Source organism: Streptomyces sp. NBC_00370, from assembly GCF_036084755.1.
GTDB lineage: Bacteria > Actinomycetota > Actinomycetes > Streptomycetales > Streptomycetaceae > Streptomyces.
The window spans coordinates 795,080-812,549 of sequence record NZ_CP107968.1 but is presented as its reverse complement, the minus strand read 5'-3'; the positions used below and the strand labels follow the sequence as shown (position 1 = coordinate 812,549).

The following is a 17,470-nucleotide window of genomic DNA, read 5'->3' as shown; positions in this document are numbered from 1 at the left end:
TGACAAACTGGTGACAGGATCGCAACCTGTGAATCGCAAAAAAGGAGTCAACGGGCTCAATTTCTATGCAAGTTCATGGCAAGAGCTCACCCCGGCCACTGCGGCCGCCGCTGTCTCGTTCCGACTGAACAGAGGACACCATGAAACGGAAGCAGTTCGGCCGGTGGCTCGTCACCGGATTAGTGATGGCCGGCATGATCGCCTTCGGCCTCCTGCCCCTCTCCGCCTCGGCCGCCGAACGCACCGATCTGTCCGCGGGCAGACCGGCGTCGGCGAGCGGGTCGGAGGGGAGCCACCCCGCGGCCAACGTCACCGACGGCGACCAGCAGACCTACTGGGAAGGCCCGAACAACGCCTTCCCCACCTGGCTCCAGGTCGACCTGGGCAAGAACGCGACCGTCGACCAGGTGGTGCTCAAGCTCCCCACCACCTGGGAGGCCCGCACCCAGGCCGTGGCCGTGCAGGGCAGCACCAACGGCACCACGTTCACCACCCTGTCCGCCGCCCAGGCGCGGTCGTTCACCCCGGCGTCGGGCAACACCGTCACCGTCAACTTCACCGCGAGCAGCGTCCGTTACGTGCGGCTGAACATCACGGGCAACACGGGCTGGCCCGCGGGACAGCTCTCCGACCTAGGGATCTTCGGCACGGTCGACGACAGCCCCGGTGACCCCGGCGATCCCGGCGGCCCGGTCGCCGGCACCGACCTGGCGCGCGGCAAGCCGATCGAAGCGTCCTCGTCGGTCTTCACGTTCGTCGCGCCCAACGCCAACGACGGCAAGCTCGACACGTACTGGGAGGCGGGCGGTCAGCCGTCGACCCTGACGGTCAAGCTCGGCGCCGACGCGGATGTCACCGGCGTCGTGGTCAGGCTCAACCCCGACACGGCCTGGGGGAACAGGACCCAGAACATCCAGGTCCTCGGCCGCGCCCAGAGCGCGTCCGGCTTCACCTCGCTGAAGGCCCGCGCCGACTACGCGTTCGGCCCCTCGTCCAACCAGAACACGGTGACGATCCCGGTCACCGGCCGTGCCTCCGACCTACAGCTCCAGATCTTCAGCAACACGGGCGCGCCCGGCGGCCAGGTCGCCGAGCTGCAGGTGATCGGCACACTCGCACCCAACCCCGACCTCACCGTCACCGGCCTGTCGTGGACCCCCACGGCGCCGGTGGAGACCGACACGACGACGGTCAACGCCACGGTACGCAACGCGGGCACCGCCGCGTCCGCCGCGACGACCGTCAATGTCAGTGTGGGCGGCGTGGTCGCCGGCAGCGCCTCGGTGGGCGCGCTGGCCGCAGGCGCTTCGGCGACCGTCCCGGTCGTCGTGGGCAAACGCGCCGAGGGCAGCTACAAGGTCACCGCGATCGTCGACCCGACCGACACGGTCGTCGAGCAGGACAACAACAACAACAGCTTCACGGCGGCCGGGCAGTTGGTCGTCGGCCAGAGCCCTGGCCCCGACCTCCAGGTCCTGAGCATCAACTCGACCCCGCAGAACCCGGCGGTCGGGGCGGCCGTCCAGTTCACCGTCGCGGTCAAGAACCGGGGCACCACCGCATCGGGCGCCACCACCGTGACCCGGCTGACGGTGGGCGGCACCACGCTCAACACCAACACCCCGTCCATCGCGGCGGGTGCCACCGCCAATGTGAGCGTCACCGGCAGCTGGACGGCGACCAGCGGGGGCGCGACCCTCGTGGCCACCGCCGACGCCACCAACGTCGTCACGGAGACCAACGAGACCAACAACGCGTTCTCCCGGGCGATCGTGGTGGGCCGCGGCGCCGCCGTACCGTACGTCGAGTACGAGGCCGAGTCCGGCCGCTACCAGGGCACCCTGCTGGAGGCCGACGCCCAGCGCACCTTCGGGCACACCAACTTCGCCTCCGAGTCCTCGGGGCGCAAGTCGGTACGGCTCAACAGCACGGGCCAGTTCGTCGAGTTCACCTCGACCAACCCGTCGAACTCCATCGTCGTGCGCAACTCCATCCCCGACGCGCCGAACGGCGGCGGCATCGACGCCACCATCGGCCTCTACGTCAACGACACCTTCGTCAAGAAGCTCGATCTCTCGTCGAAGCACAGCTGGCTGTACGGCAACACCGACGGCCCCGAGGCGCTGACCAACACCCCGCAGGCCGACGCCCGCAGGCTCTTCGACGAGTCGCACGCCCTGCTGTCGCAGACCTACCCGGCGGGGACCAAGTTCCGGCTCCAGCGCGACGCGGGTGACACCGCGTCCTTCTACATCATCGACCTGATCGACCTGGAGCAGGTCGCACCTCCGACGAGCAAGCCCGCCGAGTGCACCTCCATCACGTCGTACGGAGCGGTCCCCGACGACGGGATCGATGACACGACCGCCATCCAGCGTGCCGTGACGGACAATCAGAACGGTGCCATCGCCTGCGTCTGGATCCCGCCGGGCCAGTGGCGCCAGGAGAAGAAGATCCTGACCGACGACCCGCTGAACAGGGGCCAGTACAACCAGGTCGGCATCAGCAACGTCACCATCCGAGGCGCCGGCATGTGGCACTCCCAGCTGTACACGCTGACCGAACCGCAGAACGCGGTCGGCAGCATCAACCACCCGCACGAGGGCAACTTCGGCTTCGACATCGACAACAACACCCAGATATCCGACATCGCGATCTTCGGCTCCGGCCGGATACGCGGCGGTGACGGCAACGCCGAGGGCGGCGTGGGCCTCAACGGCCGGTTCGGCAAGAACACCAAGATTTCCAACGTCTGGATCGAGCACTCCAACGTCGGGGTCTGGGTCGGCCGCGACTACGACAACATCCCGGACCTCTGGGGCCCCGCCGACGGGCTGGAGTTCAGCGGGATGCGGATCCGCGACACCTACGCCGACGGCATCAACTTCACCAACGGCACGCGGAACTCGAAGGTGTACAACTCGTCGTTCCGTACGACGGGTGACGACTCACTGGCGGTCTGGGCCAACCGGTACGTGAAGGACACCTCGGTCGACATCGCGCACGACAACCAGTTCACCAACAACACCATCCAGCTGCCCTGGCGGGCGACCGGGATCGCCGTCTACGGAGGCTACGGCAACAAGATCGAGAACAATGTCGTCTCCGACACGGCCAACTACCCCGGCATCATGCTGGCGACCGACCACGACCCGCTGCCCTTCTCCGGGCAGACCCTGATCGCCAACAACGAACTGCACCGCACCGGTGGCGCCTTCTGGAACGAGGATCAGGAGTTCGGCGCCATCACGCTGTTCGCGGCGAGCCGGGACATCACCGGTGTCACCATCCGGGACACCGACATCTACGACTCGACGTACGACGGCATCCAGTTCAAGACGGGCGGCGGCAACATGCCGGGCGTCACCGTCAGCAACGTGAAGATCGACAAGTCCAACAACGGCGCCGGCATCCTCGCCATGAGCGGCGCACGCGGCAGCGCGACGCTGAGCAACGTCACCATCACCAACTCGGCCGACGGCGACATCGTCACCCAACCGGGGTCGCAGTTCGTGATCACCGGCGGAGCCGCAGCGGCCAAGTCGGCCGGCAAGGCGGCGGGTGGTAAACGCTAGGGCCCGCGACAAGCCGGCCCCGCCGGTGAACAGCTGACACCCGTGGTCCCGAGCCCCGGCGGACGCCATCCAGGCGCCCGCCGGGGCCGGGACCACGGGCAGTTCCCGGCGCAACGGCTTCAGCGCCGGTTCCAGGCGTGCAGCTTGTCGGGGTTCATCATCAGCCAGAGGTGGCTGATGGAGCCCGCGTCGACCTCCGTGGCGACGACGGCGACCGTCCAGCCGTCCAGCCGGCCCACGAGCCCCGGCCTGCCGTTGACGTCCTCCTCGGTGAGCTCCACCCCCGGCTCCTTCCGCAACACCCCCACGAGATACCGGGCGACCTTGTCCGCACCGATCACGGGACGGCGCGCGGTACGGACCCTGCCCCCGCCGTCGGCATGCGCGGACGCATCAGGATCCAGCAGGCCGACCAGAGCGCCGACATCCCCCGTCTCGCACGCCCGCTTGAACGCGGACACGACCTGCCGGTGTGCCTCCGTCCCGGTCGCCGGCGGCCGGGCGTCCCGGATGCGCCGCCGCGCCGAGGCCGCGAGCTGGCGGCAGGCGGCGGGGCTGCGCCCGACGGTCTCCGCGATCTCGGCGAACGGGACACCGAAGACGTCATGGAGCACGAAGGCGACCCGCTCGGCGGGGGTCACCGATTCGAGGACCACCAGCATCCCCATGCTGACCGACTCGTCCAGCGTGACGCGGTCGGCGGGATCGGCGGCGTCCTCCGTGGCACCCGTACTGTCCCAGCGCCGCCGGTCCGGCAGCGGCTCGGGCAGCCACTCACCCGTGTACCGCTCCCGCCGCACCCGCGCCGACGCCAGGTGGTCGAGACAGATCCGTCCCGCCACCCGGACCAGCCAGGCGACGGGCGACCTGATCTCCCGCTGCTCGGCCTCCGGCAGCGCGTACCAGCGGGCGTACGTCTCCTGTACGACGTCCTCGGCGTCGTACGACGAGCCAAGCATCCGGAACGCGAGATTCAGCAGCGTGCGGCGCTCCTCGACCATGCTCCGCAGTGAGGGATCGGGCTCCCGTTCATGACTGGGCATGCAGCAGCTCCCGCTGTCCTGTGATCGTCATACCGATATGACGAGATTGCGCGTGCGGATGTGAGGCCGGCCATGCGAGGCCGGCCGGTCCGAGGATCACATTCGGCGGGGCTGTCCCGTCGTAAGGACATGACGAACCAAGACACCATCGCGGCGAACCAGGTCGTCGTCGTGGGCGCCGGCTACGCCGGTCTGCGCGCGGCCCTGCAACTCGCCCCCTTCGTACAGGTCACCCTGGTCGCCCCGGACGACCACTTCACCGAACGCGTCAGGCTCCACGAGAAGGCGGCGGGCCGGCCCGACGTGACGCATTCCCTGCGTACGATCCTGCGGGACACCGGCGTCACCCACGTCGCCGCGCTGGTCACCCGTATCGACACGGCAGCCGCCGAGGCGCACACCGACGCGGGCCACGTCCTGCGCTACGACCGGCTCGTGTACGCGCTCGGCAGCCGGACAGGCGGTATCGGCCTGACCGGCACCGCGGAGCAGCGGGCCTTCTCGGCGGAATCGGCGGCCGAGCTGTACAAGCGGCTGCGGGACGGCTCCGGATCGCTCACGGTGGTCGGGGGAGGGCCGACGGGGGTCGAACTGGCCACCGAACTGGCCGAGTCCCACCCGGGGTGGACCGTCGGCCTGGTCACGGGCGGTGAGATCGTGCCGAGCGTCGGTGCCAAGGGCCGCGCGCACGTCCGCTCGGCCCTGCTCGACCGGCGGGTACGCGTCGAGGAGGGTCGTCATGTCGGCGGCCCGGACGAGATCGACGCCGATGTCGTGGTGTGGGCGGGGTCGATGGTGCCCAACACCGAACTCGCCGTCGCCGCCGGGATCGCCACCGACAGCCGGAACCAGATCAGCGTCGACCCGGCGCTGCGTTCCCTTTCGCACCCGCACATCTACGCCACCGGTGACACCGCCGCCGTCGAGACCCCGGCGGCCGGGCGGATCCGGATGGCCTGCGCCACGGCGCTGCCGCTCGGGGCGCACGCGGCGCTGTCGGTGGTCAGGGACCTGCGCGGGCAGGAGCCGAAGCCGTTCACCTTCGGTTACGCGGCCCAGTGCATCAGTCTGGGCCGCCACGACGCCCTGTTCCAGCTCGTCGCCAAGGACGACTCCCCGCGCACCCGTGTGCTCACCGGCAGACCGGGCGCCCTGGTGAAGGAGCAGATCGTACGCACCACGGTCAGGACCATCCGGCTGGACGCCCGTCACCCGCGCGTCGCCCGGCACATTCCGGGGTCCAACTGAGCTGAGCCCGAGGCGGGTTGAGCGGGACGTCGCCGCCGGTCAGCGCGGACCGTAACGGATGACACGGGTGGGTACGACGGTGCGGCGCGCCGGCAGCGGTTCGCCCGGCGCGGCGTTGATGCGGTCGATCAGCATCTGCCCGGCCCTGCGCCCTATTTCGTCGGCGTCGTACGAGACGATCGTCAGCGGCAGCCCGATCACATCGGCGAGTTCGAAGTCGTCGAACCCGGCCAGCGCCACCGGACGGCCCACCGTACGTACCGCCCGGATGGCGCCCTGGGTCATCCGGTTGTTCGTGCAGAACAGGGCCGTCGGCGCCGCCGGTCCCGACAGCAGTTCCACGGCGGCCCGTTCGGCCGTGCCGACGTCGACGAGACCGCGCCGCACGTGACGTTCGTCCGGTGTCAGACCGGCCGCCTCATGGGCCGCCCAGTAACCGCGGAACCGTTCGGCGCCGGTGTACAGCGCGGGCGGATTGCCCAGGAACCCGATCGCGCTGTGGCCGTCGGCGATGAGCTGTCCCGTGGCCTGCTCGGCCCCGCCGAAGTCGTCGACGAGCACACAGTCGGCGTCCATGCCCGCCGGCGGCCGGGCGGCCAGCACGATCGGCATGCCCCGCAGCGCCGCGGGCCCCAGATGGCGGTGACTGTTGCCCGCGGGAACGACGATCATCCCGTCGACCTGGCGGGAAGCCAGATCGGCGACAAGACCCCGCTCGCGGTCGACCTGCTCGGCCGTGTTGCTGAGCAGCATCCGCAGGCCGTGCTCGGACGCGACTTCCTGCACACCGAGCGCGAGCCGCGAATAGAACGGGTTGGCAAGGTTGGTGACGACCAGTCCGATCATGCCGCTGCCGCCGAGCCGCAGGCTCCTGGCGGTCTCGTTGCGGCGGTAGCCGAGCTCGTCCACGGCGGTCAGAACCCGTTCGCGGGTGGTCCCGCTCACCCGCGAGTCGTCCTTCAGCACCCGCGAGACGGTCATGGCGCTGACTCCGGCGCGGGCGGCGACATCACGCATCGTCGGCGCGCCGGCGTCGCTGACTCCCGGGTGTGCCATGCCCAACCGTTCCTTCGTGTCGTCGTTGCCGCGTGGGATCACCGTCCCGTCGCGGGACGAGGACGCCGTCATTCTAGGGAGTGCACGACCTAGGTCCGTACCGCGGCGGGTCCCGCCGTGTGGCGCAGCGCCCAGTGCGCCGCCCCGATCAGCGGCGCGTGGGCGGGCCGCCGTGCCGTCCTGACGAGGACCGCCGCCGGTGCTCCCGCCGCGCCGAGTCCCGCCCGTACGGCGGGCCCTATCACGTCCCAGGAAGCGGTCATCGATCCGCCGAAGACCAGCACACCCGGCCGGAACGCCGTACACCACGGCGCCAGCGCCCGGCCCAGCGCGCCGAAACACTCCTGGAGGGTACGGACGGCGCTCTGTTCGCCGTCGCGGGCCAGTGCCGCGATGTCACGCACGTCGAGTTCCGGGTCGTGACGGCCGGTCAGCGACGCGTGACGCGCCCGGACCGCGCGGCGCGAGACGACCTCCTCCAGGGGCAGCCCGTCGACGGTCAGCCGGTGGACCCTGCCCTCGGGCGGCACTCCGGGCCCCTCGGTCAGCGGACGCCCGGCGGCCAGGAACGAGGAACCGATCCCGGTGCCCAGCGTGATGCACACGGCCCTGTCATGTCCGCGGGCGGCGCCCGCCCGGTACTCGCCGACGGCGAAGGCGTCGGCGTCGTTGAGGAAGCTGATCGCGCCGGGGCGCGGCAGCAGCCGCGCCAGCAGTCCCGCGCCCACGTCGACACCGTCCAGTGACTCGAACTTGCCGATGCCACGGAACCGGCCGATCCCCTTCGCGTAGTCGAAGGGGCCCGGTACGGCGACTCCCCAACGGGCGCCGGGCCCGGCGCCGAGACCATCCGAGACGGCGGCGACGGCGTCGAGGGTGTCGTCGGCCGCGGCCTGCGCGGGCACCGGGCGGCGGACGACGCTGGACGCCACCGGCTCCCAGGAGACGGTGTCCACCAGGGCCGCCGTCACATGGGTACCGCCGATCTCCAGCACGGGCACGTCACTCATCCCTCGGTCACCAGCGCCTTGACGACGTGGACCGGGCCCTGGCCGACCGGACGCAGCCGGTAGGGGCCGACACCCGCGGGGACGGTCAGGGTCTCGGCGAACGCCAGGTCGTGGTGGTGTCCTTCGGCGTACTCCACCACCACACCGCCGCCCGCCGACACGTTCAGGATGTGGAAGCGCCCCCCGGTGTCGTCGTCGGCGGGCCCGGGGCCGTCGATCACGAAGCGGTGGACGGCGTAGAACATCTCCGGCAGCGCGCCGATGAGCTCCTCCCGCCAGCCCTCGCCCTCGCGCAGCGTCCGCGGCTGCTGCACGAGGTCCTTGACCACGTCGTCACCCCGGCGCGCCGAGTCGAGATTCGCGAACCCGTGTCCGTACGAGAGCGGCCTGGGCGCCCCCGATCCCGAGGTGCGCAGCCAGTCGTAGAAGCGCAGTGGGTAGAGGTACGGGGTCGCGCTGATCTCCAGGACGAGATTTCCCTCGCCGGACGCGTGCGGAGTACCGGCCGGAATCATGAACAGCTGTCCGGCCTGCGACGGGTGGGTCTGGATGTGGTCCTCCACCCGCAGCGGCACACCGTCGTCGATCGCCGCTCGCACTTCCTTGCGCATGACGTCCACGTCCATACTCTCCCGCAGACCGAGGAACACCCGGGCGCCGGGTTCGTGCGCCGTCACGTAGTACGTCTCGTGCTGGGTGTAGGGCCACCCGAAGACCTCCCTCATGTACTGCTCGCGAGGGTGGAGGTGCAGCGAGAGGTTGCCGCCGCCGATCGTGTCCAGATAGTCGAAGCGGATGGGGAACGACGTGCCGAAGCGGCGGTGCACGGGCTCACCGAGGAACTGCCCGGGATGCAGTTCGCACAGCAGCTGGAACGGCAGCTCGACCTGCGCGTCAGCGTCCTCGCCGACGAGTACGCCCGCTTCGGGGGCGATCAGCTCGTAGCCGAGGGCGGTGCTGCCGTGTGCGGGGGTGAACCCCAGTTCCCGCGCGGCCCACCGGCCGCCCCACGGCGTGGAGTTGAAGAACGGACGGGTCCTGACCGGCCCTTGGGCCAGTGCGTCCAGGGTGTCGCGCAGCGCGACACCGTCCAGCGACGCGGGGGAGCGCGGGTTCTGCAGATCGACCCAGCGGTCGATCCGGGGGGCGAGGGAGTCGCGGTGCCGGTCACTTACCGGCCAGTCCGTGTAGAAGAGGCTGCGCAGCTCGCCGGGGACGCCGGGCCTGCCGAGATTCACCCCGAGCGGCAGGCTGCCGTGTGCGACGGCTTCCTCCGCGTACCGCTTGGGCAGATCCGCCCACCACACGAGATCCGGTGAGCACACCGCGGCGCCGGGTCCGAAGACCAGCAGGACGCCCTCATCGGGCCGGGCCGGGACGCCGGTGGCGGCGAAGTCGAAGAGGTCCGCCATGGCGAACCCGGCGAGCGGCAGGAAGAACGGGTCGGCGTCCGCGGCCGGTACGCAGAGCCGCTCCACGGCCGCGGCCGACCACAACGTGCGGGCGTCGAGGACCGTCACCCGATCACCGCGCTGTCGCAGCGCATCCGCGAGTGCCTCGGCGGTCGCCGTCCAGTCCAGCGCGGCGGGGCCGTCGAGCGCCAGAACGGCCGGCGTGCGGGGTACGTCCGCCACGGCCGCCGCCCAGCCGGCGACGACGGTGCCACCGGTCGCGGGGTAACGGGGGTTGCGTTCATAGGTGCGGGGCTGGTGCACAGGTACTCCTGAAGACGGGGATGAGCAACCGAGTGGATGGTATCGATAACATCCACTGCGGGCAAGATCGGTGTCCTTAAGGGTGCCGGTTGCTCGGTATGAGTGCTGCCTGGCAGCGTTCTCCGGAGAATTTATGGGACACCTCTTGTTTCAGTCAGAGTGTTGTCGTTAACATCCTGGCAATCCGGATCACCGCAGCAGGGAAGGGGAGCCATGGGATCAATCGGCGAGTCGACGAAGGGGTCGCCTCAACCGATCCGACGCCGCAGTCTGTTGGCCGGCCTCGGGGCCGGCGCCGCCGTCGCGCTGGCCGGCGGCTGCGCTCGGGGCGACAGCACGGTGGCGCTCCCCGGCACCACGTCCCTCGCCAACGACAACGCGACCTGGGACGAGGGATACACCAAGGCCGGACGGGAGTTGAAGAAGCTGACCGGCTCGTCGCTGCGTCCGCTGTCCAACCCCAACCCCACCGCCTACACGCAGGTCACCCAGATCTCCCTGCAGACGACCAAGGCCACCGACCTCATCAAGTGGGGATCGGGTTACAACCTGAAGCAGCTCGCCCGCACCGGCCAGCTCTCCGACCTGTCGGCGATGTGGGGCGCGTACGAGCGCGCGGGCTGGGTCAACAAGAGCCTGCGGGACGCCATGTCGTACCGGGGGCGGGTGTACGGGATACCGCTCTACCAGTCGTACTACGTGCTGTTCTACAACACGGAGGTCTTCCGCACCCACCGGCTGCGTCCCCCGGAGACCTGGGAGGAGCTGCTGCACAACGCGGAGGTACTCAAGAAGGCGGGCGTCACCCCCTTCGTCGCCACCCAGAGCGGCAACTGGCCCGCGTACGAGTGGTTCCAGGAACTCATCAGCAAGGTCGACCCGGGGTTCTACACGGAACTGATCGCCGGCCGGGCGAAGTACACCGATCCGCAGGCCGTGAAGGCCATGCACATCTGGGCCGACTTCATGCGCAAGGGCTGGATGACCGCCGCCGACTTCGACCAGAACAACGGTCCGGCCGCGCTGAAGACCGGCAAGGTCGGCATGTTCCTGCACGGCTCGTGGCAGTCCCAGGGACTGGCCGCCGCCGGTATGAAGCCGGGCGCCGGGTTCGACGCCTTCGTCCTGCCGCCCGTCGACCCGGGCACCCCCAGATCCGTCATCACCGAGTCCGGGGTGCTCGCCGTACCGAAGAAGGCCGTCTCCCACAAGGCCGCGATGGACAACGCGGCGAACTGGCTGAATCCGGCCGTTCAGCGGGTGTGGACCGACTTCCTCCAGGACGGCTCCGCCAACCCGACGACGCGCCCCGGCAATCCGGTCGTGGCCCATCTCCAGCAGCGGGCGCGCAGTGAGGGCTGGACCCAGCTGCCCCGGTACGGCGAGTCCGGCCCGCCCAACCTCATTCAGGGAAACACCAACGACCTGGGAGCCTTCATGACGCAGGCCATGTCACCCGAGGCCACGCTGCGCAGCATGGCGGGCCGGGCGGCCAAGGAGTGGGCGGCGTGGAACAAGGACGAGTCATGACATCGTCCCTCGACCAGCGGCCGACGCCGACGAGCGGACCCGCGGCGGCGCGCGGGGCCGCGTCCGCGGGACCCGCCCGCCCGAGGACGCCACGCCGGACGCGGGACCGGCTGGCCGGCGCCGGATTCCTCGCCCCCGCCGTCCTGCTCGTCGCCGCCCTGCTGCTCGTACCGTTCGTGGTCACCCTCTATCGCAGCTTCTTCAGCGACGGGCGGGTCTCGGGCTTCACCTGGTTCAGCAACTACGGGCTGTTCTTCAGCGATCCGGTGCTGGTCAAGTCCATCGAGAACACGCTGATGTGGGTCGTCGGCACGGTCGCCCTGCCGCTGGTCCTGGGGCTCGGGATCGCCATGCTGACCAACGGCTCCGGGTGGACGAGAGTGGCGCGGCTGCTGGTGGTCCTGCCGTACGCGATCTCCGGATCGGCCGTCGCCGTCGTGTGGAACTTCGTCCTGAACACCGACGGCGCCGCCAACCAGGCCCTCACCTCGCTGGGGCTGGGGTCCTTCGCCCAGGGCTGGCTGCTGGAGTGGCCGGGCAACACCCTGGTGATGATCGTCGCCAGCACCTGGCAGTCGACCGGAGTGGCCGTCATCCTCTTCCTGGTCGGCCTGCAGACCATCCCGCCGGAGACCCTGGAGGCGGCTTCGCTCGACGGAGCCGACGGCTGGCGCAGATTCCGCTACGTCGTCCTGCCGCAGCTGAAGACCGTCTCCGTGATCGTCGTCGGCAGCAGCCTGGTCAACGGTCTCAAGTCCTTCGACCTGATCTGGGTGCTCACCCAGGGCGGTCCCGGGCGGAACTCCGAGACGCTCGCCGTCTCGATGTACCAGGAGACGTTCCTCGCGCTGCGGCCGGGAGCCGGCGCGGCGGTCGCCGTCGTACTCACCGTCATCGTGCTGCTCGCCTCGTGGCTGTACCTGCGGCGCCAGCTGACCCCGAAAGGCGCCTGACCATGACCACAGGCCGCACCTCCGCACGCCGTATCTCGGCGGGCACCGTCGTCCGCAACACGACCCTGGTGGTCATCTCGCTCCTCTGGGCCGTGCCGACCTGGCTCCTGGTGGTGAACGCGCTGGTGCCGGCGTCCCAGTACGGCGGCGCACCGCACTGGCTGCCGCACGGCGGCTTCGGTCTCTTCGACAACATGTCGCAGGCGTGGACCAAGGCCCGCCTCGGGCCCGCCATGGGCAACAGCTTGCTCTACTCGGTGACCAGCGCGGCGGCCGCGATCGTCGTCGCCACGACCGCCGCCTTCGCCACCGTCATCATGCCGGTCAGACGCAAGGCGCTGTGGTTCTGGCTGATCTACTCCGGCACCCTGCTGCCGCTCCAGGTCTTCCTGCGGCCACTGTTCCTGGCGTACGCCAACACCGGGCTCTACGACGCCCAGATCGGTCTGTTCCTGGTGTACGTGGCGGTCGCCATCCCGTTCGCCTACTTCATCATGCGCAACTTCGCCCAGACGCTCCCCGCCGAGGTCGTCGAGGCGGCGAGGCTCGACGGCGCCTCGTGGTGGCGCGTCTTCTGGCAGATCCATGTGCCGCTGTCGAAGTCCGCGATGGTCGCCGCTTTCGTCTTCCAGTTCGTCGCCGTCTGGAACGACCTGCTCTTCGGCATCACCCTCTCCACCAGCAGGAACATCCGGCCGATCATGGCGGCCCTGGCCGAACTGCAGGGCAACTACTCCAATGTCGGACCGCCGGTGGTGCTCGGCGGTGCGCTGCTCGTCTCGCTGCCGACGGTCGTCCTCTTCTTCTCCGCCCAGCGCTTCTTCGTCAGCAGCCTGAAGCTCGGCTGACACACTCCTCCCTCACGCAAAGGCAGACCATGGTGAAGACAACAGCCCGTGCCGCCCTCGCTCTCGCCGTGCTGTGCGGAGCGCTCTGCGCCGCCCCGGCGGCGAACGCGGCGGGTACCGCGGACACCCGCGCGGCGGACCCGTGGGCGAAGCGGGCCGCGAGCGCCTACGACGCGCTCCAGCGCAACCTCTACCAGGGCGCCGGGCAACACGGCCTGTACCTGGAGAAGTTCCCGCAGCAGACAGGTGACAACGCACACTCCTACCTGTGGTCGCTGCGCGAGGCGGCAGCGGCGACCGTCGACATGGCGGCGCTCCCGGGGACCGGGCAGCGGTACGCCGCCGACGCGGCCGAACGCTTCGACGCCGTCCAGCTGTACTTCGACCCCCGCGACGGCAGGCCGGGTTACGACTCCTACCTGCCGGCGCCGCTCGGCCAGGGCGGCGACGTCTTCTACGACGACAACTCCGTCGTCGGCCTCTCGCTGCTGGACCAGTACCACGCCACGGGTGACCCGACGTACCTCGACCGCGCCGTGGGAGCCTTCGACATCGTCAGCCGGGGCTGGGACGACGACCCGGCGAAGAACTGCCCGGGCGGCATGGACTGGGTGGACTCCACCAGCAACAACATGCGCGCCGCCAACGTCACCGGGCTCGCGGCCGAACTGGCCGCCGAGCTCTACCAGGTGAAGCACGAGAGCCGCTTCCTCGGCAGTGCGAAGAAGTGGTACGGGTGGAACGCCGACTGTCTGCGCCAGGCCCCCGGCCTCTACAGCAACAGTCTCGGTGACGACGGCACCGTCAACACGACCCTGTGGACGTACAACTCGGGCGCGATGATCGGGACCGCCACCACCCTCTACCGTGCCACCGGCGACCGGGGCTACCTCAAGCGCGCGGTGGACGACGCCCAGGGGTCGCTGGCCTACTGGAAGCAGGGCACCCGGCTGCACGACCAGCCGGCGATCTTCAACGCCATCTACTTCGACAACCTCCAGAAGCTCAACGAGGTCAGGCCCGACCCGGCCTACCGGGAGGCCGCGGGCAGCTACGCGGCGCAGACCTGGCATGAGAACCGGGACCCCGCCGACGGCCTGTTCCGGTTCCAGCCGTCGGGCGGCGGCGACTACGACCCCGCAGCGCCCGCCGAGACCCTCGAACAGTCCGCGATGGTGCAGATCTTCGCCGGGCTGGCCACGCACAGCTCCTGACCACGCGCGTCACCGACCGCAGCCGTACCGGCACCGCGTCGCACCGCACCGCACCGCACCGCACCACAACAGTTTGGATCTCCGTTCATGTCCCACCCCGCTCTCGCCCGTCCCTCGTGGTGGGACTCCACCATGGCTCGCGACATCCTCCGTGACCGCGGTGTGTCGGCCACCGGTGTGCTCGGCGGACACCAGGTACGGCTCTCGGCCGAACCCCTGTTGCGCCATGACGGTGACGGGGGGCTGCTCCAGTCCGTACGGGTGGCGGCGGACCGTCCCGTCACCCGGGCCCGGGTCACCACCGCGTCCGGGACCGCGCTGCGCTGCGATATCGTCGAGGGCCCCGGCGACGACACCCGGCTGCTGGTGCCGGAGGTGGCGTCGCCGACCCCGGTCCTCGTGGAACTCCCCGAACTGGCCGCGGGGGAGAGCGTCGAGGTGCTGCTGACGCCGCAGCGGCACTGGACCCTGCATCTGGTCCAGCACGCCCATCTCGACATCGGGTACACCGACCCGCAGGGCACCGTCCTCGCCGAGGGCCGCGCGTATCTCGACTCCCTGCTCGAACTGTGCCGTGCGACGGACGACTGGCCCGACGAGGCGAAGTTCCGCTGGGCGGTCGAGGGATTCCTCAGCTACGAGAACTGGTCGGCGAACCGGCCGCCCGAGCAGGTCGCCGAGTTCCTCCGGCGGGTCCGCGAAGGGCGGATCGAGCTGACGGCCCTGCCTTTCAACCTGCACTCCGAGACCTGCTCGACCGATGAACTGCATGAACTGCTGCGCCCGATGCGGGAGGTGCGGGAGCGGCACGGCATCGACATCAACACCGCGATGCAGACGGACGTGCCGGGACAGGTCGTCGGCCTGCCGGACGTGCTCGCGGACAGCGGCATCCGCTATCTGTCGGTGGCCCACAACTGGGCCGGACGCGCGGTGCCGCACCGGGTGGGCGGGCAGGATCTGCCGCGGCTCTTCCGCTGGCAGGGGCCCGGCGGACGCAGCGTACTGGTGTGGCGTACGGACACCCCGCACGGTCTCGCCTACATGGAGGGATCGATCCTCGGCTTCGACGAGTCCTTCGACCGCGTCGACGACCTGCTGCCCCACTACCTCTCGGCGCTGGCCACCCACCAGTATCCGCACGAGGGCCGGGGCATCCCCGGATTCCCTGTCCTCGACGAGGAGTTCAAGGGCGACCCCTATCCCTGGGACGTGCTGCACCTGCGGGTCCTCGGCAAGTTCGCCGACAACGGTCCGCCGCGCAGGATCATCGCCGACACCGTCCGCAGGTGGAACGAGGAATGGGCGTTCCCCGCCCTGCGCACCTCACGCAACGAGGACTTCTTCGCCGATGCCGAGGCGCGGCTCGGGGACAAGCTCGAAACCTTCGAGGGCGACTGGAGCGACTGGTGGGTGGACGGAGTCGGCGCCGGCGCCGTCCCGCTCGCCGCCACCAGGGACGGACAGGCGGCCCTGGCCGACGCCCAGACGGTGGGCGGTTACGCGGAGATCCTCCAGGCATCCGACCTCCAGGCATCCGGCGGTGCGGCGATCACGGCGGGCGCGCCGCCGGTGTACCGGGCCGCATCCCTGTTCAACGAACACACCTGGGGCGCCGGCGACCCCTGGACGCACGGCGACCACGGCCATGCCTCCGGCGAACGGCAGTGGCACTGGAAGTACGCGCAGGCCCTGCGGGCGCACGACGACGCCGGGACGCTGCTCGACGGCGCGGGCGCCGCGCTCGGCTCCCGGCTCGCCCCGCGCACCGGGACCCTGGCCGGCTACTACATCACCAACACGTGCAGTTGGCGGCGGTCGGAGACGGTACGGCTGTTCCTGCCCGAGAGCACCGTCCCGCTGGCGGACCACGTCCGGGTGGTCGACTCCCGGGACGGCTCCCCGCTGGAGCACACGGAGGAGCCCCAGAGCAACCAGTTGCACCGGGCGGCCGGCCGCTTCCTGGTCTTCCCGCTGACCGGCGTGCCTGCCAACGGCGCGGTACGCGTGGACATCCTGCCGGCCGGCGCCGCGCCGCCGGCCGCCACGGACCATGACGGACCGACCGTGCTGGAGAACGAGTTCCTGCGGGTACGGGTGGACCTGCGGACGGCCGCCATCGCGTCGATCCGTGACAAGGCGACCGGCCGCGAACTCGTCCGCCAGGACGCCACGGTCGGCTTCAACGGATACCTCTACGACGAGTACGCGACGGCGGGCGGCTTCAACCACCAGTCCAGCAAGACCACGGCGGACGGGTCGATGCATCTGCTCGCCTCACGCAGGACGGCCCCGCCGGCCGCGCTCGTGGAGCGGTACTCCGACGCCACCGGCGAGACGCTTGTCTACGAGTGTGTGCCCGCGGGCACCGAGCGGTTGAGGGTGCGGGTGCATCTGCCGCGCGCGGCTGCCCGGATCGACCTGGAGAACCGGATCGGCAAGGCCGCGACGCTCACCAAGGAGAGCGCCTTCTTCGCCTTCCCCTTCGCCATGGAGGATCCGGTCGTACGGATGGAGGCGACGGGCGGTGTCACGGGTACCGGCCTGCCGACCGTGCCGGGCTCGGCGCGCCATATGCGCGCGGTCCGGCGCTGGGTGAGCTTCCAGGAGGGGGAGACGGTCGCGGCGGTGGCGACGCAGGACGCGCCGCTGATCCAGCTGGGCGGCATCGCGATCCCCTACGCTCCCTACCCGCAGTCGCTCGCCCAGGAGGAGCCGGGCACGCTCTTCTCCTGGGTGCACAACAACATCTGGGACACCAACTTCCCGTCCCAGCAGGCGTTCGACCATGTCTTCCGGTACAGCGTCGCCTTTACGGCATCCGCCTCACCGGCCGGGCCCGAACTCGGCATGCGGACGGCTGCCGTCGGGAGCCGCCCGCTGCTGGCCGTACGCGCGAAGGGAGCGCCGACGGACGAGCCCGGCACCGGGTTCGCGCTGCTGACGCTCGGCGACCCGCGGGTGCGGGTCGCCGGGCTGACCGTACCGGCGAGCGGGCAGGTGCTCGTACGACTCCAGTCGTTCGCCGAGGAGCCCGTCGCATGCCGGCTGACTCCGGGCTTCCCCGTCCGGTCGGCGGCGGCGGCCGACTATCTCGCCGCTACGGGCGAGGAGTTGGAGCGGGACGCGGACGGCGCCGTGGTGGTCCGGGTGCCGAGGCTGGGCACGACGGCGGTACTGCTCACCGTCGAGGCGGCTGCGCTGGACTGACCGGCGCTCGACGGCAGGGAGTTTCCGCAAGGAGCAGAAATCTTTTGCAGCGGGCCTTGACGCCCGAT

11 protein-coding genes are annotated in these 17,470 nt (G+C 70.3%); 7 read left to right on the top strand and 4 right to left on the bottom strand.

From position 1 onward, the window contains the following. Positions 1–140 precede the first annotated feature (140 nt). Positions 141–3,575 carry a CARDB domain-containing protein gene (locus OHS57_RS03470; RefSeq protein WP_328580966.1) on the top strand — a complete coding sequence of 1,145 codons (3,435 nt, stop codon included), beginning with the start codon at positions 141–143 and terminating at the stop codon, positions 3,573–3,575. Between the two features lie 119 nt (positions 3,576–3,694). Here OHS57_RS03470 and sigJ read toward each other — a convergent pair whose 3' ends face one another. Next, complete coding sequence (sigJ, locus tag OHS57_RS03465; protein ID WP_328580965.1) at positions 3,695–4,618, bottom strand: RNA polymerase sigma factor SigJ; 924 nt, start codon at positions 4,616–4,618, stop codon at positions 3,695–3,697. A gap of 129 nt (positions 4,619–4,747) precedes the next feature. Between sigJ and OHS57_RS03460 the strand changes: the two genes are divergently transcribed. Then, positions 4,748–5,866 (top strand): NAD(P)/FAD-dependent oxidoreductase, encoded by a 1,119-nt coding sequence (locus OHS57_RS03460; protein WP_041998707.1) that lies wholly within the window; start codon positions 4,748–4,750, stop codon positions 5,864–5,866. A 39-nt stretch (positions 5,867–5,905) separates the two neighbouring features. Here OHS57_RS03460 and OHS57_RS03455 read toward each other — a convergent pair whose 3' ends face one another. From OHS57_RS03455 to OHS57_RS03445, 3 genes are all read right to left on the bottom strand, one after another. Beyond that, positions 5,906–6,922 (bottom strand): LacI family DNA-binding transcriptional regulator, encoded by a 1,017-nt coding sequence (locus OHS57_RS03455; RefSeq protein ID WP_328580964.1) that lies wholly within the window; start codon positions 6,920–6,922, stop codon positions 5,906–5,908. An 89-nt stretch (positions 6,923–7,011) separates the two neighbouring features. Then, entirely contained in the window at positions 7,012–7,932 is a 921-nt protein-coding gene (locus OHS57_RS03450; RefSeq protein ID WP_328580963.1) for an ROK family protein, read from the bottom strand. After that, complete coding sequence (locus OHS57_RS03445) at positions 7,929–9,647, bottom strand: class I mannose-6-phosphate isomerase (RefSeq protein WP_328580962.1); 1,719 nt, start codon at positions 9,645–9,647, stop codon at positions 7,929–7,931. The genes OHS57_RS03450 and OHS57_RS03445 overlap by 4 nt, the downstream gene beginning before the upstream one ends. Positions 9,648–9,860: 213 nt before the next feature. On the opposite strand from OHS57_RS03445, the gene OHS57_RS03440 reads away from it, so the two are divergent. The 5 genes from OHS57_RS03440 to OHS57_RS03420 all read left to right on the top strand — a co-directional run bounded on the left by OHS57_RS03440 (position 9,861) and on the right by OHS57_RS03420 (position 17,402). Then, positions 9,861–11,177: an ABC transporter substrate-binding protein gene (locus tag OHS57_RS03440; RefSeq protein WP_328580961.1), complete on the top strand. Its 1,317-nt coding sequence runs from the start codon at positions 9,861–9,863 to the stop codon at positions 11,175–11,177. Next, a complete protein-coding gene (locus tag OHS57_RS03435) occupies positions 11,174–12,130 on the top strand; it encodes a carbohydrate ABC transporter permease (RefSeq protein WP_328580960.1) in 957 nt (318 codons plus the stop codon). The genes OHS57_RS03440 and OHS57_RS03435 overlap by 4 nt, the downstream gene beginning before the upstream one ends. 2 nt (positions 12,131–12,132) lie before the next feature. After that, positions 12,133–12,978, top strand: a complete 846-nt coding sequence (locus OHS57_RS03430) for a carbohydrate ABC transporter permease (RefSeq protein ID WP_041998720.1) — start codon at positions 12,133–12,135, stop codon at positions 12,976–12,978. A gap of 29 nt (positions 12,979–13,007) precedes the next feature. Further along, the gene (locus OHS57_RS03425) at positions 13,008–14,192 is read left to right on the top strand and encodes a glycoside hydrolase family 76 protein (protein WP_328580959.1); all 1,185 of its coding nucleotides are present in this window, start codon (positions 13,008–13,010) and stop codon (positions 14,190–14,192) included. Between the two features lie 87 nt (positions 14,193–14,279). Next, entirely contained in the window at positions 14,280–17,402 is a 3,123-nt protein-coding gene (locus tag OHS57_RS03420; RefSeq protein ID WP_328580958.1) for an alpha-mannosidase, read from the top strand. The last annotated feature ends 68 nt before the right edge of the window (positions 17,403–17,470 follow it).